Annotated in this window: 21 protein-coding genes; 12 read left to right on the top strand and 9 right to left on the bottom strand. The window is 46.3% G+C overall.

Annotation, left to right across the window (positions count from 1 at the left end; all coding sequences use genetic code 11):
• Window positions 1–41 precede the first annotated feature (41 nt).
• Together obgE and AC3A14_RS06475 are read right to left on the bottom strand one after the other, a co-directional pair.
• Window positions 42–1,052, bottom strand: a complete 1,011-nt coding sequence (gene obgE, locus AC3A14_RS06480; protein ID WP_318701146.1) for a GTPase ObgE — start codon at window positions 1,050–1,052, stop codon at window positions 42–44.
• A gap of 138 nt (window positions 1,053–1,190) precedes the next feature.
• Window positions 1,191–1,634 carry a peroxiredoxin gene (locus AC3A14_RS06475; protein WP_318701147.1) on the bottom strand — a complete coding sequence of 148 codons (444 nt, stop codon included), beginning with the start codon at window positions 1,632–1,634 and terminating at the stop codon, window positions 1,191–1,193.
• A gap of 177 nt (window positions 1,635–1,811) precedes the next feature.
• Between AC3A14_RS06475 and AC3A14_RS06470 the strand changes: the two genes are divergently transcribed.
• Genes AC3A14_RS06470 through AC3A14_RS06460 form a run of 3 tightly spaced genes read left to right on the top strand, consistent with a single transcriptional unit; the run spans window position 1,812 to window position 4,014 of the window.
• The gene (locus tag AC3A14_RS06470; RefSeq protein WP_318733347.1) at window positions 1,812–2,225 is read left to right on the top strand and encodes an Npun_F0494 family protein; all 414 of its coding nucleotides are present in this window, start codon (window positions 1,812–1,814) and stop codon (window positions 2,223–2,225) included.
• A 40-nt stretch (window positions 2,226–2,265) separates the two neighbouring features.
• The gene (gene cobQ / locus AC3A14_RS06465; RefSeq protein ID WP_318733348.1) at window positions 2,266–3,738 is read left to right on the top strand and encodes a cobyric acid synthase CobQ; all 1,473 of its coding nucleotides are present in this window, start codon (window positions 2,266–2,268) and stop codon (window positions 3,736–3,738) included.
• 30 nt (window positions 3,739–3,768) lie between these two features.
• Window positions 3,769–4,014, top strand: coding sequence for a 2Fe-2S iron-sulfur cluster-binding protein (locus tag AC3A14_RS06460; protein ID WP_318733349.1), 246 nt, complete (start codon window positions 3,769–3,771; stop codon window positions 4,012–4,014).
• Window positions 4,015–4,147: 133 nt separating this feature from the next.
• On the opposite strand, the gene AC3A14_RS06455 is transcribed toward AC3A14_RS06460, so the two are convergent.
• Complete coding sequence (locus tag AC3A14_RS06455; RefSeq protein WP_318733350.1) at window positions 4,148–5,164, bottom strand: type I glyceraldehyde-3-phosphate dehydrogenase; 1,017 nt, start codon at window positions 5,162–5,164, stop codon at window positions 4,148–4,150.
• Between the two features lie 158 nt (window positions 5,165–5,322).
• Here AC3A14_RS06455 and AC3A14_RS06450 point away from each other — a divergent pair, with 158 nt between their 5' ends.
• The 5 genes from AC3A14_RS06450 to AC3A14_RS06430 all read left to right on the top strand — a co-directional run bounded on the left by AC3A14_RS06450 (window position 5,323) and on the right by AC3A14_RS06430 (window position 9,391).
• The gene (locus tag AC3A14_RS06450; RefSeq protein WP_318733351.1) at window positions 5,323–5,445 is read left to right on the top strand and encodes a hypothetical protein; all 123 of its coding nucleotides are present in this window, start codon (window positions 5,323–5,325) and stop codon (window positions 5,443–5,445) included.
• Between the two features lie 388 nt (window positions 5,446–5,833).
• On the top strand, window positions 5,834–7,291 hold the full coding sequence (gene murC, locus AC3A14_RS06445; RefSeq protein WP_318733352.1) for a UDP-N-acetylmuramate--L-alanine ligase: 1,458 nt from the start codon (window positions 5,834–5,836) through the stop codon (window positions 7,289–7,291).
• 55 nt (window positions 7,292–7,346) lie between these two features.
• A complete protein-coding gene (gene murB, locus AC3A14_RS06440; RefSeq protein WP_318733353.1) occupies window positions 7,347–8,333 on the top strand; it encodes a UDP-N-acetylmuramate dehydrogenase in 987 nt (328 codons plus the stop codon).
• A gap of 130 nt (window positions 8,334–8,463) precedes the next feature.
• Window positions 8,464–8,814: a YbaB/EbfC family nucleoid-associated protein gene (locus AC3A14_RS06435; RefSeq protein ID WP_318701158.1), complete on the top strand. Its 351-nt coding sequence runs from the start codon at window positions 8,464–8,466 to the stop codon at window positions 8,812–8,814.
• A 94-nt stretch (window positions 8,815–8,908) separates the two neighbouring features.
• Window positions 8,909–9,391 (top strand): low molecular weight protein-tyrosine-phosphatase, encoded by a 483-nt coding sequence (locus AC3A14_RS06430; RefSeq protein ID WP_318733354.1) that lies wholly within the window; start codon window positions 8,909–8,911, stop codon window positions 9,389–9,391.
• 45 nt (window positions 9,392–9,436) lie between these two features.
• Here the strand turns inward: AC3A14_RS06430 and AC3A14_RS06425 are convergent, their stop codons facing one another.
• From AC3A14_RS06425 to AC3A14_RS06410, 4 genes are all read right to left on the bottom strand, one after another.
• On the bottom strand, window positions 9,437–10,090 hold the full coding sequence (locus AC3A14_RS06425; protein WP_318733355.1) for a response regulator transcription factor: 654 nt from the start codon (window positions 10,088–10,090) through the stop codon (window positions 9,437–9,439).
• A gap of 76 nt (window positions 10,091–10,166) precedes the next feature.
• Window positions 10,167–11,171, bottom strand: a complete 1,005-nt coding sequence (locus AC3A14_RS06420) for a M48 family metallopeptidase (RefSeq protein ID WP_318733356.1) — start codon at window positions 11,169–11,171, stop codon at window positions 10,167–10,169.
• A 194-nt stretch (window positions 11,172–11,365) separates the two neighbouring features.
• Window positions 11,366–13,333, bottom strand: coding sequence for an ATP-binding protein (locus AC3A14_RS06415; protein ID WP_318733357.1), 1,968 nt, complete (start codon window positions 13,331–13,333; stop codon window positions 11,366–11,368).
• Window positions 13,334–13,451: 118 nt separating this feature from the next.
• Window positions 13,452–13,802, bottom strand: coding sequence for a FliH/SctL family protein (locus AC3A14_RS06410; protein WP_318733358.1), 351 nt, complete (start codon window positions 13,800–13,802; stop codon window positions 13,452–13,454).
• Between the two features lie 354 nt (window positions 13,803–14,156).
• On the opposite strand from AC3A14_RS06410, the gene msrB reads away from it, so the two are divergent.
• Complete coding sequence (gene msrB, locus AC3A14_RS06405) at window positions 14,157–14,567, top strand: peptide-methionine (R)-S-oxide reductase MsrB (RefSeq protein ID WP_318733359.1); 411 nt, start codon at window positions 14,157–14,159, stop codon at window positions 14,565–14,567.
• A 98-nt stretch (window positions 14,568–14,665) separates the two neighbouring features.
• Here the strand turns inward: msrB and AC3A14_RS06400 are convergent, their stop codons facing one another.
• Window positions 14,666–16,294, bottom strand: a complete 1,629-nt coding sequence (locus AC3A14_RS06400) for a serine hydrolase (protein WP_487778942.1) — start codon at window positions 16,292–16,294, stop codon at window positions 14,666–14,668.
• A gap of 171 nt (window positions 16,295–16,465) precedes the next feature.
• On the bottom strand, window positions 16,466–17,218 hold the full coding sequence (locus tag AC3A14_RS06395; RefSeq protein WP_318733361.1) for an RNA methyltransferase: 753 nt from the start codon (window positions 17,216–17,218) through the stop codon (window positions 16,466–16,468).
• Between the two features lie 64 nt (window positions 17,219–17,282).
• On the opposite strand from AC3A14_RS06395, the gene AC3A14_RS06390 reads away from it, so the two are divergent.
• The 3 genes from AC3A14_RS06390 (at window position 17,283) to AC3A14_RS06380 (ending at window position 19,001) form a co-directional block, all read left to right on the top strand.
• Window positions 17,283–17,438 carry a DUF2256 domain-containing protein gene (locus AC3A14_RS06390; protein WP_271937241.1) on the top strand — a complete coding sequence of 52 codons (156 nt, stop codon included), beginning with the start codon at window positions 17,283–17,285 and terminating at the stop codon, window positions 17,436–17,438.
• Window positions 17,439–17,583: 145 nt separating this feature from the next.
• On the top strand, window positions 17,584–18,525 hold the full coding sequence (locus tag AC3A14_RS06385) for an isoaspartyl peptidase/L-asparaginase (RefSeq protein WP_318733362.1): 942 nt from the start codon (window positions 17,584–17,586) through the stop codon (window positions 18,523–18,525).
• A 50-nt stretch (window positions 18,526–18,575) separates the two neighbouring features.
• Complete coding sequence (locus AC3A14_RS06380) at window positions 18,576–19,001, top strand: element excision factor XisH family protein (RefSeq protein WP_318733363.1); 426 nt, start codon at window positions 18,576–18,578, stop codon at window positions 18,999–19,001.
• Window positions 19,002–19,052 lie beyond the last annotated feature (51 nt).

The following is a 19,052-nucleotide window of genomic DNA, read 5'->3' as shown; positions in this document are numbered from 1 at the left end:
CAAATCAATCGTAAAATGCCCTCAACCAAACTGATGTTCATTTATTCCAGGGGATGGGTTTGCTGTTCGAGAATCTGCCAAATCCTTTGTAAGATCTCTTGGGTGCCAGTTTGGGTGGCAGCAGATAGAAGGAATACGGGGGAGTCAGTAAATTCTTGGAGAGCATGGGCGATCGCCTCCCAATCTTCGCTTTGATCCACCGCATCCATCTTATTCAAGCCAATTACTTGTGGGCGATTTTCCAATCCTTTCCCATAAGCCACTAACTCTTGTTGAATCGTATTATAGACCGCAAAAATATCCGGTTCTGTACTATCAATTAGGTGCAATAAAACCCGCGTCCGTTCAATATGTCGCAGGAAATCATGACCCAAACCAATCCCTTCTGCTGCGCCTTCAATTAACCCCGGAATATCAGCAAATACGGTTCCATCTCCCGTCGGTTTGCGTACAACTCCCAAATTAGGAATTAACGTCGTAAACGGATAATTAGCAATTTTTGGTTGCGCGGCTGAAACAACTGAAATAAAGGTCGATTTTCCTGCATTCGGCAAACCAATAATGCCCACATCTGCTAAGAGTTTCAACTCAAAACGAAACCGTCCCTCTTCACCCTCTAAACCCGGAAGTGCATAATCAGGGGCACGATTGCGATTACTCAAGAAATGCTGATTCCCTAATCCTCCTTTTCCCCCTTGGGCGATCGCTAATGTTTGTTCATTTTCCACTAAATCCCCAATCCATTTCCCCGTTTTTGCATCTGTAATTACGGTTCCACAAGGAACTTCTAAAAACAAATCTTCTCCATTAGCTCCCGTGCGATTATTGGGGCCACCGCGCTTACCATTTTCGGCTCGAAATAAATGTTTGTAGCGAAAATCTAACAAAGTTTGCAACCGCTCGGTTGCTCTGACAATAATCGATCCCCCTTTGCCTCCATTTCCACCAGAAGGCCCCCCCGCAGGTACATATTTCTCCCGACGGAAGGCGACTAAACCATCTCCACCATCTCCAGCTTTTACTTGTACTTCAACTTGATCGATAAACTGCATACTTGAGGAGATTAATTAAGGGTTATTGAGACCATAGAGGAGTGTGAGCATTTTCCTCGTTTCACCTCTTATTGTTGAGCTTTAGCCCTCTGGATATTTTAGTGCTAAAGCTCAACAACAAGGGGAAAATCAAGAGAATTAAAGACCCAATTCAGCTAAAATATCTTGGGCATGGGTGGCAGTTTTGAGGTTAGCACCTTCAAAAACTTTGATAATTTTTCTCGAACCATCAATCACATAGGTCACACGCTTAGAATAACTGCCCCCTTCAACATCATAAGCTTTAGTCAGTGCGCCATCTGTATCTGCCAAGAGGGGAAAGTTTAAACCATACTTTTCGGTAAACTTCTGGTGAGAGGCTTCATCATCCATGCTCACCCCTAAGACCACAATTTCTTTGCCTTGATATTCTCCATAAGCTTCTTTAAAGCTTTGAGCTTCTTTGGTACATCCGGGAGTATCATCCTTGGGATAGAAATAGAGAACCACGGTTTTTCCAGAAAAATCAGAGAGGGAAACCGAATTACCATTCGTATCTTTGGCGGTAAATGCTGGGGCAGTTGTGCCGACAGATAGAGACATAGAGATTGTTTTGGGTTAACTTAAGAACGACTTTTGTAATTTTACAATACCTTGCTGCAAGTTTTGAGACGGAGCTGGCGATCGCCTCTTCCCTAATCTGCCAAATCTCCATGCTAGATTAGAATAAGCGATCGTGAGTTTTGACTTGTCCTTCCTGCTCGACCCTTTGTTATCCTTATGTCATTGGTTCACTCTTCTCCCTCACCAGTTCCTCAACAAGATAGCCCAACCTGGATGCGAGCCGATCTCGCCCTACGCTGTTCTCCATTTCAACTACAATTGTTTACTGACCTCAAAATTCGCAGTATTCCCCTAGCGGAGATCGCCACTCAAGCCGGATTGACAGCCCACTATACCCGCGCTACCCTCACCGAAATCGCTGCTGAAGATGCCCTCCTCTGGCTCATTCAAGTCGGTATTTTACGCCGAGAAGTAGACGGACAAGGAATTACCGATCGCTTTCGCCTCACGCCTTTAGGTCGTCAACTGATTGAATACTGGGAGACGCAAACCGGAACGATTCCGAGTGCCTCGATCGGCGATCGCCTCTACAACCGTCTGCATCAACTAATTCCCTGGTTTCTCCGATAACCCTCACGAATCCTTAACCATTCAATACATTGAATCTTCTATGAAAGCAATTATGGTAGTGGGCACAACCTCCCACGCAGGAAAATCCATGTTATGTACAGCCCTGTGTCGGATTTTAACGCGGCAAGGTTGGCACTTAGCCCCCTTTAAGGGACAGAATATGGCCTTAAATGCCTATGTTACCCCCACTGGGGGAGAAATTGGCTATGCCCAAGCCGTACAAGCTTGGGCGGCTGGGGTTCCCCCTCAAGTCGCCATGAATCCCATCTTACTGAAGCCCCAAGGTAACATGACCTCCCAAGTGATCTTGCTCGGAGAAGCCGTGGGGCAAGTGAGCGCCGAAAATTACTATAAAGATTATTTCGATCGGGGATGGGAAGCCATTACTGAATCCCTAGAACAGTTATCCTATGAGTTTGATTTAGTTATCTGTGAAGGGGCTGGATCTCCAGCAGAAATTAATCTCAAACATCGAGATTTAACCAACATGCGGGTAGCCAAACATTTAAACGCCTCTACAATTTTGGTCGTCGATATCGATCGCGGTGGTGCCTTTGCCCATGTTGTGGGAACCCTGGAATTACTCGAACCCGAAGAGCGCACTTTAATTAAGGGAATTGTCATCAATAAATTTCGCGGTCAGCGCTCCCTTTTGCAATCGGGAGTTGAATGGTTAGAAAACTATACAGGAATTCCAGTTTTAGGAGTGATTCCTTGGTTAGATATGGCCTTTCCGGCAGAAGATTCCCTTAGTTTACTCGAACGAGATGGGGGAAAATCCAAAGGGTCAGCCGATCTAACAATCGCCGTGCTGCGCTTACCCCATATTGCCAATTTTACCGATTTTGATCCCCTCGATTTAGAAGCCAGTGTGCAGATCAAATATGTGAGTCTCCATGAGTCCTTGGGATATCCAGATGCAGTGATTATTCCGGGTTCTAAAACAACAATCTCTGATTTGATGGCGTTGCGCAAAAGTGGTATGGCCCAAAAGTTACAGGATTATGCCGCTAGTGGTGGAACCCTATTGGGCATTTGTGGTGGTTTCCAAATGCTAGGTAAAATGATTGCCGATCCGGAAGGCTTTGAAGGGGAAGAAGGTCGGTATCCAGGTTTGGATTTATTGCCTATTCAAACCGTGCTTTTAGGCAAAAAAGTCGCCCGCCAGCGATCCGTAACTTCCCACTATCCTGAAGAAGGATTACCCATTACTGGATTTGAAATTCATCAAGGACGCACGAGTGTACTCTCTGATGACGGTTACTATTATTTGTTTGACGATCAATCCTTGGGGATGGTCGATCGGAATCAAGGCATTTGGGGAACCTATTTACATGGCATTTTTGATAATGGCCCCTGGCGAAGGATGTGGTTGAATCGGTTGCGCAAGCAGCGAGGTTTGTTAGCATTGCCTACAGGGGTTCCCAATTATCGGGAACAGCGAGAATTCGTGTTAGATATTCTCAGCGATCGAGTGGCCGAATATTTGAATATTCGGCCGCTTCTTTCATAATTTGTCCGGTTTACAGTTGAGGAGAAAATAATGGGTAAGGCGATCGCCGTTCGATTTTTGCCCGATGAGGTTACCGTTAAAGCTGAAGTGGGAGAACCCTTGTTAGAAGTGGCTCGACGGGCTGGGGTGACCATTCCCACAGGGTGTTTAATGGGGTCTTGTCATGCTTGCGAAGTGGAGATTTTAGGTGGTCCTAATCTCTGTGCTTGTATTAGTGGCGTTCCCGCAGGAAGAGATAAAATCACCGTCAATCTTGAGAGCGATCCACTCTGGTAATATCGTGGATTCGATGAACAATGAGACGGGTTATAGTGGCAGGTTTCAAACCCGCCACTACAATAGACCAATCATGATTGTATCAATCTTAATCTATTGCCTTTGAGCTAGTACAATCCGATTCTCTAGCGCTCTAGGCTTGCCAATTCTTCGCTACCACTTCAGCTAAATCTACAACTCGCTGAGAATAGCCCCACTCATTGTCATACCAAGCAATTACTTTCACCATATCGCCATCCATGACCATGGTTAAGCTGGCATCCACAATAGAAGACGCATCATGACCGCGATAATCACAAGAGACTAAAGGTAGATCGCTATATTCGAGAATGCCTTTCAGGGGGCCTTCAGCCGCTTCTTGAAGGGCTTCATTCACCTCTTCTACAAAGGTCTTTTTCTCCACTTGAACCACTAAATCTACAACAGATACATTGGGAGTGGGAACCCGCATAGCAATTCCATTGAGCTTTCCTTTTAATTCAGGAATGACCAGAGCTACCGCTTTAGCTGCTCCAGTAGAGGTGGGAACAATATTCAGAGCAGCAGCTCTAGCGCGACGCACATCCCGGTGAGAGGCATCTAGCAGGCGTTGGTCACCGGTATAACTATGGGTGGTGGTCATGGTTCCCTTGATAATGCTAAATTTCTCATGGAGAACCTTGGCAAACGGAGCTAAACAGTTGGTGGTACAACTAGCATTACTCACAACTTTATAGTCTTCATGCCGATATTGTGAATCGTTAACTCCCACGACAAAAGTTCCGATATGTCCTCCTTTTCCGGGAGCCGTAATCAGAACTTTTTTCGCACCCGCTTGTAAATGCTTAGATGCTCCTTCTTCTGTCACAAATACACCTGTGGATTCAATAATTAAATCCACTCCCCATTCTGCCCAGGGTAAATTTAGGGGGTTGCGATCGGAAACACATTTGACTGTTTTTCCATTGACCGTTAGGGAATTTTCGTCCGCCGATATATCTGCATCAAACGTGCCCAACATGGAGTCATATTTGAGCAAATGGGCGTTGGTTCTCGGATCGGAAGTATCATTAATCCCCACAACTTCCAAGTTACTGTTTTCTCTGCCTGCCCAGCACCGCATGAAGTTCCGTCCAATCCGACCAAAACCGTTAATTGCTACTCTAATCACTTCGTCTTGCCCTCTATTTCTTCAACCAAGTATTTTAAGCGAATTGCTGAATGTTTATTTTGACGTTAAACCGACAGGAACAAGGCCTATCAAGTTCGATTGCTCTACAGAATTTGCTTTCATTTTCCTTAATCAGGAGATCCTGATTTGGGATCATAATGGACATTTTTTTCCGGATTGACCCCCGAAACTCAGTAGAAAACACTACTCAACTTTGGGGGGATCGCTGGCGATCGCCACCCACTGATGAAGGAAATCTACTTAAGCGATCCCAGACTTAAGTCCAATGGAGCCTTGCTAACCTGAGCCAGCTTCTGGTATTGATCCTCTACTCTAGAAAACCTTCCAGAATCGAGTGAGCTTCCTGAGCATAAGGAAGCCTGTTCGATCTGAAGATACCATAAAAGGGCACCGAGTTCTTGAGAAGATGAGGTTTAATTTCCGGAACTTGATGAACTGCTAGAGAAAAACAAGATAAAAAATTATGATTGTATCACAAAAGTCATGAAAACCGAAATGAGTCTATCTTTTGTAGAGAAATCAACCCGGTATGAGAAACCCAAGGTCATTCTCAAGAACTGATTGGAGATTTTGTGGCATAGTATTGCCATGAAAGCAAATGCTGAAATATGATATCGCGTGTTATTGGTGTGGTGTGTGAGGAAAAAAATGCTAAGTTCGATAGACTTTGGCGGCAAACCGTTCCATTTTATAGGAATAGGGGGGATTGGAATGTCAGCTTTAGCGTATATACTAGCTAAACGGAACCTACCCGTGTCGGGTTCAGACATCCGCTTATCCCATATTACCGAAAGGTTGCAGGAAATAGGAACTCAGATTTTTGGCTCTCAAGAAGGCAAAAATTTGGAGATCTATCATTCCGTGACCGATCGCTCCCCAGAGCAAGGAAAAGCGATCTCCACAGCTCTAAAAGAGAGAAATTCAAGCGACAACAGGAACGGCCACTTACCCCAAGTCATTTGCTCAACTGCCATCAATACCAATAACGCAGAATATAAAGCAGCCCTAGAATTGGGCTGTCCCATCTTTCATCGCTCTGATGTTCTTGCCGCCCTCATCCAAGACTATCGCAGTGTAGCCGTTGCCGGAACCCATGGTAAAACCACCACCAGTAGTTTAATCGGTTATCTCTTACTTCAAGCCGCGTTAGATCCCACTATTATCATTGGCGGAGAAGTGAAGGCCTGGGAAGGCAATGCACGATTTGGCCAAGGAGAATTTTTAGTCGCTGAAGCGGATGAATCCGATGGTTCTCTGGTTAAAATTGCAGCAGAAATTGGAGTAGTTACCAATATAGAATTGGATCACCCAGATCATTACCAAAGTCTCGATCAGGTCATTGAAACCTTTGAAAGATTCAAGAAACAGTGTAAAACATTAGTGGGATGCATCGATTGTCCAATTGTGCGCGATCGCATCCATCCAACCATTAGCTATAGCTTAAATTTAGAGTCAGGGGCAGCGTACAGCGTCGATCAAATTATCTATACCTCTCAAGGAACCCAGGCGAGGGTATGGGAGCGAGGTCAGTTGTTAGGGGAGATTGAAATTCCCCTATTGGGCCAGCACAATCTTAGCAACGCACTGGCGGCGATCGCCGTAGCTCGCTATTTAGGAATCCCATTTTCCACCCTTCAGGAGGCCCTGTCCTCTTTTGAAGGAGCCAAACGGCGATTTGAATACCGAGGAGAATTTAAGGGCAGTATGCTCATTGATGACTATGCTCACCATCCGAGTGAAATTCAAGCCACTTTAGCCGCAGCTAGTCTAAGAGCCAAAGACCAACGCGTCATCGCTATCTTCCAACCCCACCGTTACAGTCGAACCCAAATGTTTCTGACTGAATTTGCCCAATCCTTCGGACAAGCCAATCAAGTGGTGGTAACAGATGTCTATAGTGCGGGTGAAGCCAATTCAGACTGCTTCCAGGGTGAAACCGTAGCCCAGGTTATCAGTGAATATCACGATCGAGTCTCCTATCAACCCACCCTCAAAGACGTTGAAAACTATTTGGTCGCCCACTTACAACCTGGAGATTATGCTGTTTTTCTTGGAGCAGGGAACTTAAACCAAATTATTCCCAAGCTCATCACTCATCCAGCGTAAGCCTTCACCTTCTCCTTACTTCCTCCACCTGCCCATACACCATTGATGAAAACCAATGACAATTTCCTACGATCCCCCTAAACTCAAAAGTGCTTGTGGCCTTACTCAGATTTCTCCTGAAGGCATGAAACTTAAACCGACAGAGGTTGTGATTGCTCAACCGAGTATAATTCAAAGCCATGTGTCCCTAGCTGGGTTAACCTCATTTCGAGTGGGGGGACCAGCTCAATGGTATGTAGCCCCTCAATCAGAATCAGAATTATTGACGAGTTTAGCTTGGGCGAAAAGCAAATCCCTACCTGTAACTACCATTGGGGCAGGATCAAACCTATTAATCAGTGATGATGGATTACCTGGACTGGTTATCGGGACTCGCAACCTACGGAATATTGAGTATGATGACCAAAATGCCCAAGTCAGGGTAGATGCGGGAGTGTCCTTAGCCTATCTAGCCAGGCAAGTGGCTCGTCGAGGGTGGTCTGGACTCGAATGGGCGATCGGGATTCCGGGAACGGTTGGTGGCGCGGTGGTGATGAATGCTGGGGCCCACAAAAGCTGTATGGCTGATATCCTCACGGATATTCAAGTGATCTCTGGTAATGGAGTTCACCAAACCTTGATGAAAGCTGACCTGGAATATAGTTACCGTAGCTCTATCCTACAAGGATCAAACTACACCGTGACTCAGGCTCGATTTCAACTCAAGCCCACCCACGATCCCCAAGCCATCATCACAACCACCAATACCCATCTCCATCAACGTCACGCCACCCAACCCTATCACCTACCCAGTTGTGGTAGTGTATTCCGCAATCCTGAACCCCAAAAAGCAGCTCGACTGATTGAACAAGCTGGGTTGAAGGGCTATAAAATTGGAGATGCACAGGTTTCTGAACTCCATGCCAACTTTATCCTCAACTGTGGCCGGGCAACAGCCAGTGATATTTATCAGTTGATTCACTATGTTCAGGAACAAGTAGATCGGCGATGGTCGATCCGATTGAAACCCGAAGTGAAAATTGTAGGAAATTTTAACCAGTAATGGAAAGCCCCCAGGCGTTTAGGTTCTAACTCGGCCAAACTCAAGTTTTTTCAGTCAGTTTTGGTTATGCCTGAGCCAACTGTGGGTAGAATAGCGTAGGAAAGCAGAACAACCACCATTAGAGTAATCAATTATGTCAAAAGGACAGGGATTTGGCTTCGGTTTAGGAAAAATGAAAGAGCTGACCGAAGCATTCAAGAAAGCTCAACAGGTTCAAGAGGGCGCAAAGCAACTCCAAGAAGAGCTAGAGCAACTCGAAGTTGAGGGTGAAGCGGGCGGTGGACTCGTCAAAGTTGTCATGAATGGCAACCAAAATCCCCAGAGCGTAACCATTGCCCCTGAAGTTTTGGGAGAAGGGGCGGATGTGGTCTCCGACTTGGTTACCGCAGCGATGAAAGATGCTTACAATAAGTCTACAACGACCATGAAAGAAAGGATGGAAGCTTTGACGGAAGGTTTAAATCTGCCGGGCATGGGATAATTTTCCATTAGGGGTTGATGGCTCTGGGATCTTTGAGGGAACAGATCGCCATAACCCCCTTTTGTCGTCACTCGATAGAACTGCTGTAAAGAGAATGCCGTATAAGCTGTTGTTTGTTTGTCTAGGCAATATTTGTCGATCGCCTTCTGCTGAGAATATCATGAATCATTTGATCGCCCAACAAGGTTTAGAAGCGCAAATCGTTTGTGATTCGGCTGGCACAAGTGCCTATCATATTGGCAGCTCTCCAGACCGAAGAATGGCAGCCGCAGCAGCGGAACAAGGCATTGAGCTTAAGGGAAGAGCGCGTCAGTTCAAGAAGGAAGACTTTGAAGAATTTGACTCGATCCTGGCAATGGACAAGGATAACTATCGTAATATTCTGTACTTAGACCAGGGCGATCGCTACAAAGATAAAGTGCGTTTAATGTGTGAGTTCTGCACTCGTCACCCCAATATTTCCGAGGTTCCAGACCCCTATTATGGCGGTCCAGAAGGGTTTAATCAAGTCATTGATTTGCTTATGGATGCTTGTGAGGGATTGTTATCTGAATCAATAATTAAAAATTATGGGTAATCCGTAATCTCCCTGTCTGGAGTGTCTCCCCATCCTCGGCACTCCCTACTCAATCAACCGGTGTTGCATGGCATAGTGAACCAATTCTGCTCGGTTATTGGTTAAGGTTTTGCGCAATAAGCTACTCACATATTTTTCAATCGTTCGTGGACTCAGATGTAAACTCTGGCCAATTTGTACATTCGATAAGCCACTGGTGAGTAAATGCAACACATCCCATTCTCGTTCTGTCAGAGCCAGATCGGAAGAGGTAACCTTTTGGAACGCTGGTTCTGGAGGAGAAGGAAGTTCTAGATTAGGGGCTTTAGACGTTGCCTGCATCATTAACGAATAGCGTTCGATTAAATTCCGCACCACTGCCCCCAACTCTTCGAGTTCAAAGGGTTTGGGTAAATAAACATCACATCCTAACTGATAGCCGCGAATGCGGTCTTCCATGGCAGTGCGAGCCGTCAAGAAAACTACAGGCAAAAGACGAAATTCAGGCTTTTTACGGATTTGTCGCACTAATTCATAGCCATCCATCAAGGGCATGGCAATATCTGTGACGATTAAATAGGGATGATATTGTTCAACCTGTTGCAGGGCTTCTTTTCCATGTGCCGCTAGGATCACCGAATAGCCCCCCTGTTCTAAATAGTCTTGAATGGCGAGGCGTGTTCCCAAATCATCTTCAACAACCAGAATCACCAGTGACATGGCAATTCAATCGGCAATCGGCAATCGGCAATTGGCAATCGTTTACGGGTGCTAGACTTGAGCATTTAAGAAAGTCCTAACCGCCTTGACGGTTGCTAGAGTTACTCTGTTTTTGGGTTTTGAGTCGCTCAATTTCTTGTTGTAACTCTTCAAGTTGATGACGTAGCTCTTCAGCTTCAGTTTGGCTAGACTGGGGTTCTTCCGAGTCTACATTGACAGATCCTTCAGCAGTTTTTTGGCGATAATTCCCTTGACGAATCTGGGCATACTCTGGAGAATCATACCAGGCTTGCAGATAGTGGAGCCGGTCAACGGGGAAGGGATGACTTAAGAAGGTTCCCTGACCCCCATTGTACAGAAGAAATTTATAAACTTGATTGAGATTATCGCGATCGAGGTCTTGATAGCTTTGAGATTGGCGAATAAATTCTTGTAGGTTAACTTCATGGCCATATTTACTCGAGCCGCCTGCCATTTTCATCATGGTATTCATGACCAGGGGTAAGTCGTCAGTCACTAATAGAGCCGCACGATCTGAGGATAATTCAGCTTTGCGTCGCCATTCATAAAAGGCATAGAGCAGACCGATACTAATGACGACATTGCTTAAGCCAAAGGTCATTTTACCGATTTCCTCGGCTACACTCATCACCCAAATGGCCATCTGAATTAAAATGGTATGGCCGCACTTAATATGACCGAGTTCGTGAGCAAGGACAGTTTTAATCTCCCCTTCAGTCATCAAATCCAATAAACCTGTATTAATCACAATAAACGGATTATCCTGGCCTAAAGCATAACTATTGACTTGGGCATTTTGAGAGACAAATAGACCCGGTTCAGGGGAAACATCCAGATCGCGAACCGCTTCCCGAAACAGTTGGTAAATGGTCGAATATTGGCGCGGCCCGACTTGGACGTAGTTACCCATTGAGTAAATATACTGTGGACGTTCGGAAAGAAATTCTACAAACTTACGAGCGAGTAAATCAAATCCGGGGAAACTGCGTAAGGTTTGTTCAGCTTCCCAGTCTAGGGGATGACGGAAGGCTTCGCTAGAGATTCCGGTGTACGTGGGCATAGGAGTCGATCGGGATTAGTGAGTGCAAAAAATGAGAGATCTTGAATGAATCGCGGCTGAAAAGACTGCATGTAGGCATGAACTGCTATTACGACTCTCGCCGAGATAAAACGCCCCTACAGATGTTCTAAATCTACACCGAGCGACTTGGGATAACTCTCTTGTATGATGCCATTTCTTGGCTGGGGTTGCTCTTAACTCGATTTAAACCAACCTCTGGTTTCGGAACTGGTGAGCAATGCACCTAATTTAATATATTCGGTTTGGGTGGCGCTGAAAATATGTTCCATGCGTACGGGTTCGTCTGCATCGGCAGCGAGGACTGCGGCATTGAGGGCAATGCTGCGAATGTTGCCTCCGGTGACGTTGAGTTGGGCGAGGCGTTCGTAGTTTAAGCCGTCTGTGGGCGTTTTTTGGGGAAAGACTCGCCGCCAGATTTCGGCTCGTGCTTCTTTGTTGGGAAAGGGGAAGTTGAGAACAAAGGGAATGCGGCGTAAAAAGGCTTGATCGATGGAGTCTTTGAGGTTAGTGGTGAGGATGGCGAGTCCTTGATAGGCTTCCATCCGTTGCAGGAGATAACTGACTTCGATGTTGGCGTAGCGATCGCGGCTATCCTTAACTTCGGTACGTTTACCAAACAATGCATCCGCCTCATCAAAGAGTAAAATGGTTCCGCCCACTTCCGCTGCATCAAAAATTTGCTGTAAATTCTTTTCGGTTTCACCGATATATTTACTCGTAACTGCACTGATATCAATGCGAAAGATATCCAATTCCAACTCATAGCCCAACACCTCCGCCGCCATGGTTTTCCCAGTTCCACTCCCCCCAGCAAATAAGGCGCTCAAGCCCAAACCGCGACTATTTTTAGCTCGAAAGCCCCATTCTTCTTGTACCTTCACCCGTTGGCGCAAATGGGCAGCCATTTCTTGTAACATCGATTGTAGACCCTCCGGTAACACGAGATCTTCCCAAGAGGCTTTGGGGTGAATATACTGCGCGACTTCTTCTAAACGAGGTCGTGCTTGCAGCCGACAAATATTCCATAAGGCTTGACTGAGGCGATCGGGTTCCGTGGGGGCGCTGTGCAAAATCTGTTGGGTAGCCGCTTGAATGGTATTCACATTGACATAAAATTGACCGGCCAAGCGCTCTAATTGACCATTCAATTGGGGAGCCAGATCCCCTAGATGTTGTTGCCAAAGGTGTTTGCGTTCGTCATAGGTGAGGGGGGGGATGGGATAGGTAATTAGGGTGCGTCGTTGACTGGAATAGCGGTCTTGAGAGCCAATAATTAAGGGGGTTTTAATTGATTCTATACAATGCTTGAGCGCCTGATAGCGGGCTGGATTGTCTGAAGAAAAATCATAGGCATCAATGAGTAAAATACGCTCTCCTAACAAGCTCTCCCGTTCCCAAAGGAGTTGTAACCGATCCAGCTCTCTGATTTCTGAGGGTAAACTCTGGACGGATAGCACTTGTAAGTCAAAATTGGCTTGTTCGGCGATCGCCCCAGCAATTTGATAAAGAGTTTGGATATCTGAACCACACAGTTGCCATACAGGAAGGTCTAATCTCCTGTCGTGATTGATCCAAGAACTGAGGATTTCTTCAACAATAGCGTTATGGGAATCTGCTAAAACCATTCTCTGAGAATTGAACCCGGATCTAACTATCCCTTGCAAAGCGGGATCGATGGGTTGTTCTCCCAGAAGATAGCAGAGAATACGAGGGTCTAGTTTGAGCGACGCTTGGGTGAGAGTAACATGGGAGTCTAGAGTAATGAGTTGCCAACCGAGCAAAGGGCGATCGGGGGAGACCACATTTAAGTTTGAGTCGGGTAAAGCAGCCAAAGCTAACATTAAGCTGGGAGAATTAAGAAGAGCATTTCCCCGGATTTCTGCACAGATTTGACCGATAGCAGAATTCAGTTCGCATCCCGCACATAAGAGTAAAATATCTAGCTCAAAATTAGAGAGGCCAAAGTGATTTTGTAGAGAATCCAGACTAGAATTTATGGGCCACATTACCGGTTCTAGTAAGAGGGAGTGTTGGTGTTTTTGGAAATATTCTAGAATCGTTTGAATGCGTTCGAGTCCTTCCATTAAGACCTGTCGGTTGTGGTGATACCAGGTTGAGTTGGAAGGTAACACAGAGGTCATAGGAAATTGGAGAATGGGGACACGCAGATGGGGAGGAGGAGAAAGATGGGAGAGCGTTGACATTCAATTATTGACTATCAACTCTCAAGCGTCAACTGTCCCCTCACTCCTTGACTCCCTAGCGTATGGGATCGCCATATTGATAGCCTTCTTCGTAGCCTTTAACATAGCCTTCTGCCCACCCTTGGATCAGGGGGCGAGGATTAGAATTCATCAACATTTGATAATTATTTTGGTTCGGTTGATTGGCTTTTCTGGCAGCTAAACCGGCTTCAAATCCTTCATTGAAGCCTTCATTAAAGCCTTCATAGTATTCAGCCGTTTTGGGGGTAGTATCAATCATTTCCAGTCGAGCGCGGATGGTTTGTGGAGAAAATTGGCGTTCTGAGGGAAGGGTTTGAGCCTTGAGAGGCAGGCAGGTGGTTAAACTGAACAATAGAGTGGTGATGGATAGAAGTTGGCGTTGCATAACCCTGATGCTCCGGTCTGAGTTGATATCTCTACTCTCGCCTAATTGCGTATTCAATGGGGTTCAGACCGTGCCACTTTTAACGCAGGTTCAAGCCAACCGGAGGTAAAAGGTTCTGTAAAGACGAGTTGAGGCGATCGCTCTCAGGACAGTTGACCAACTGGTCTTGCCGATTATCTATTGCTTAAGTGTGTGCTTAAGTGTGCCATAGACTCTTCGATGAATTGGGCGATCGCTCTATCTTTAAAGTCGGCTCCATAATTGGCGAATGGGGTGCGATCGGGTAATCCTCACCTAGTGCAATCGAGCAAAAGTGATTAGGATCAAAATGGAATCTTAACCCTATTATCCTGTATGGTGAAGCCAGTGGAAAAAATTTCTAAATCTGAAGCCGAATGGATGGCCCAATTGAGTCCTGAGCAATTTAAGGTCACCCGCAAAAAGGGTACAGAACCGGCGTTTACCGGTGCTTACCATGATAACAAAAAACCGGGAACCTACCAATGCATCTGTTGCGGGACAGAATTGTTTACCTCAGAGACTAAATATGATTCGGGTACGGGTTGGCCTAGTTTTTGGGCCCCTAGTCAGGAAGAACATATTGCCACCAAAGCTGATTGGAGCTTGTTCATGAAGCGTACTGAAGTTCTCTGTGCTGCTTGTGATGCCCATCTTGGCCATGTCTTCCCGGATGGCCCTGCACCGACTGGGTTACGCTATTGTATGAATTCAGCAGCTTTGAACTTTATTCCTCAAGAAGATTAGGTATTTAGAGGGGCGAAAGATTTTTTGCCCCTACATTGTGTGATTCCCAGCTATAGCGCTTCGCCCTAGGGAATAGGCAATATAGCACCACCGGAAGATTACCGATAGCGCCGAGCAGTGGCTTCGGGGAACTCAACGGGGAGTTCTTCTAATGAGCCAGGGGTTACGCTGGGAGTTACGGGGGGCGCTTGCATGTGTTCGTAGGCTAGGTGGGAAATGTCACCAATCAGATTGGCTGCACCATAATCGTTATGGGGGCGTTCGACTAAAACGGCGGCAATGTACCGTTTGCCGCTGGGTAGATCGATGAGACCAACATCGCCTAAGAGTTTACCAATGTCGCCGGTTTTATGGGCGATTGTGGCTCCTGCTCCTAAGCCTTGTTCGAGGAGAACGCTGGTTTCGGTTTGGCGCATAATATCAATCATGCGATCGCGGGATTTCAAAGACACGACATCCCCCTGATGTATCATCGCCATCACCTGGGCCAACTCACGGGGTGATGTGGTATTTTTACCGTCTAAATCCGGTAACCAATCCCGCAGAACTGTTTGCTGAAGTCCCCAACGGCTAAAGCTCTGATTAACCTGTACCATCCCTCCTAAGCGCTCAATAATGATATTGGTAGCAGTGTTATCACTAATAGTCATCATCCAAGTTGCCACTTCTAGCGCTGTATATTCACTGCCTACGGGATCGTATTGCAAACTCCCCGATCCTCCAGCACGATGGGCTTCTTTGAGGGTTAAGGTTTCATCGAGTCGAATGCTACCGGCATCTACAGCTTGAAAGAAGGCTAATAAAATGGGGAGTTTAATGGTACTTGCAGACGAAAAAGCCATGGTCCCCTGCATATCAACATAACCGGCCGTATCTAAATCTAAAACAAATACTCCGGGTTTAAACTCAGGGCTTTGACTGGCTAAGGCTTGAATCTGATTTTTGAGCGCTGTCAACTCCATTTCTAAATGGAGTGCTTGGGGATTCGTTGGTGAGAGATATTGGCGAGAAAGATTTTCCCGCAATAAGGCATCTGTGGTATCACTCACATCGGCATTGGTATTTTCCGTATGATTCAAGAAGGTGTCGTTAGAGGCTAACTTCAGTCCCCAAAACGTCATACTTTCGGGATCGGAGGCTGAGAGCAGAGTTCCCGCGATCGCACAGATCCCCACCCCCAAAATTAAAAATCGCGTTGCATACATCAAAGGCGAGACTGGAGTGGGTTTTGGGCGGTTGAAGGTGCGATTCCGACGGTTGCGGTGCGATCGCACCCTATCCTTCTTACCTTGCTCTGCCTTGATCCCACTCAAACTTTTGGGATCGGACGAACGCTGACGAGAAAGAGTCTTGGGGATCTGGGCTGAAGAGGCTTCTCCCTTTCTCAGGGGCGATTTCCGTTGCGGTTTCTGGGAACCCCAACGCACAGGGGAGATTAAGGGATCGCTCTCGACTTTCAAGGGAGGAATCGGTTGTGCAGCATGGGATTGTGGCGATCGCCCTGTTTCCCTCGAACGCTTCACTGGGGCAGTAGAATCACGCTTTCCTCCGGGTAAAATTTTATCTAATACCGATAACAGTACCTGTTGCAGTGGCGATCGCCGCCTCCGTTTCAACGTCGGTTTTCCTTGCTTTGGCAAAGACATTCTCCCTTGATACCGACTCGATCCCTGTTTTGGTAAATGAGTTTTCCCTTGACCAGATCCGAGACGTTGAGTGCGGTCCACTCCCTTTCTTGCTCTTGATTTCGCCATCAACGACTCCTTATCACACGGATCATAACTGTAAATGAACCCACCAAAGTATCCATTAGATTGTTACAGACTTTACTGATTCAGACCTCGAATCGAGTGGGTTAGTTTCGCCTCCGATCGCAAGATTTCTGTGCTTTGATTATTCTACGATGAACCCTTGGATGGGGAAGTGTTGGAGATCGCCCATTGTACCTGAGAGAGTATTCCCCGGAGCATCGCCACGTCTGCTTCTGTCGGATAAGCACGATTATAAAACCGTTTCAGTTTTTCCATCCGTCGATTAGCGGTATGGGGATACAAATAACCAATCTCCAATAACAGAGATTCTAAGTGATCGTAATAGGCTTCTAGAACCTGCCGTGAGGCAAGATCGGACGCGCTAGAATTAACCTCTTCTGTCTGCGTTTCCAGGGTACACCGATACAGTTCATAGCAGCAAATGGCGACTGATTGAGCTAAATTCAGAGAAGGATAGACGGGATGAGAGGGAATTTGCACAAAACGTTGTGCTAAATTCAGCTCTTCATTCGTTAACCCCCGGTCTTCTCGGCCAAATATGAGGGCGCTTTCACCACTGAGAAGCCAAGGAACTAAGGTATTGGGGGTTTCCAGTGCTGTTGGTAAACTTATGGTGCGTCCCATCGTCGCTGCCACTTTTTGACAATTCTGCAAGGCTTCCGGTAGAGAATCCACCACCTGGGCAGAACTCAAGATTTCCTGAGCATGAACTGCCATTTGTTTGGCTTCTGGACTCTGAAGATCGCATTGAGGATTAACTAACACCAATTGACTTAAGCCCATATTTTTCATGATACGGGCGCTCGCTCCCACATTTAAGGGGCCAGATGGCTCGACTAAAACAATTTTAATCGCTGATAGATTGGGGCGATCGTTCATCCGTTAATACACAAGGCTAAGTTATCCCTACAATGAATAAAAAAAACTTTACTGTCAACTTACCATGGCTCGCCAACGATTAAAATCCGATCTGCCAACCAAAATCTGCCCAGTTTGTCATCGCCCCTTTACTTGGCGCAAGAAATGGGCTAAATGTTGGGATGAGGTCAAATACTGTTCCGAACGCTGTCGCCGCGATCGCCAGAGTGTTAAGCGGTAGAGTGGGGAATGGGGAAATGCTCCAGACGCGGAGACACACAGAAGCGGGGACGCACAAAATTCAAGAACTCTGATGTTATTCCCCCTATTCCCCCATGCCCCTATCTCCCCATCCCTCTATCTCCCTATACTATCTTCATTGACTTATGACTCATTCCACTCACCAACCCAAACTGATCGTTCATGGAGGTGCAGGCAGTTCCCTACACGGAAAAGGAGGCATTGAAGCCGTCCGTCAATCCCTTTATGAAATTCTCAAACAAATTTATGCCACTTTAGAAGCAGGCACGCCTGCCTTAGAAGCCGTGATTCAAGGTTGTCGTCTGCTCGAAGACGATCCCCGTTACAATGCTGGAACGGGTTCTGTCTTGCAATCAGATGGTCAAATTCGCATGAGTGCCTCCCTGATGGAGGGAGAAACGCAAACCTTTAGCGGTGTAATCAACGTTTCGCGGGTCAAAAATCCCGTTGATTTAGCTAAAGTTCTGCAAGACAAAAGCGATCGCATTCTCTCCGATGTTGGAGCCATGGAATTGGTGCGAGAATTACAACTCCCCATTCATAATCCCTTAACGGATTTGCGCTTAAATGAATGGTTACAAGACCGTCAAGATAACTTTAGCCGTAGTATGGCGAATGTACTAGCTAGTCCTGCTCCAGGAACCGGAACAATTGGTGTGGTTGCCCTCGATAACCAAGGAAAAATTGCCGCTGGAACCTCCACAGGTGGGAAAGGATTTGAATATATTGGGCGTGTTAGTGATTCCGCCATGCCTGCCGGAAATTATGCTACCTCTGATGCTGGAATTAGCTGTACAGGTATTGGCGAAGATATCATCAATGAATGTATTGCCGCTCGCATTGTAGTGCGCGTCACTGATGGACTGTCCTTAGCGGCTGCTTTTGAAAAAACTATGACCGAATCTAAAGCCAATCAACGGGATTTAGGTGCGATCGGTATTGATAAAACCGGTCAAATTGCCTGGGGAAAAACATCAGAAATTCTCCTGGCTGCCTACCACACGGGCGAACAATTGGGGGATACCCTGGAATGGACTTCATCCGATGAAGTGAGCGGCTCCATTTAGGGCAAACCACTCTAAAATAGAGGAAGCTCCAAGAATAAGGCAAAATTGCTATGGCTAGAGATGTTTTTCACTCTGTGGTAAAAGATGCCTTAGTTGCTCAAGGGTGGCTGATTACCCACGATCCATTTCCTCTGGATTATGGAGAGGTAAAAATGCCAATTGACTTGGGTGCTAAACGCCTCTTGGCGGCTGAACGAGAGAGCGAGAAAATTACTGTAGAGGAGAAGAGTTTCATTAACCCCTCTGCAATTTCTGAATTTCACACAGCCGTCCAACATCTCAATTATCGACGCGCTCTGAGAGTACAAAACCCCTCACGTACCCTAGATTTGGCAGTCCCCCATCAAATCTATGATAATTTTTTTCGTCTCAGATTTATTGAGGAAGGAGTCCAGGAATATCAGACTCGTTGGAGCGTTGAGTTGTGCTTGAATTGTGTGTCAATTTTGACGAAATGGGAAGGATTCAGCTCTTGACATCCACCCCTGCCTAAAGGCGAGGGGATTCCTAAACCTCACGTTAGCGAA

Source organism: Roseofilum sp., from assembly GCF_982964205.1.
The sequence above is the reverse complement of the archived record's forward strand: the minus strand, read 5'-3'. Positions and strand labels throughout refer to the sequence as shown.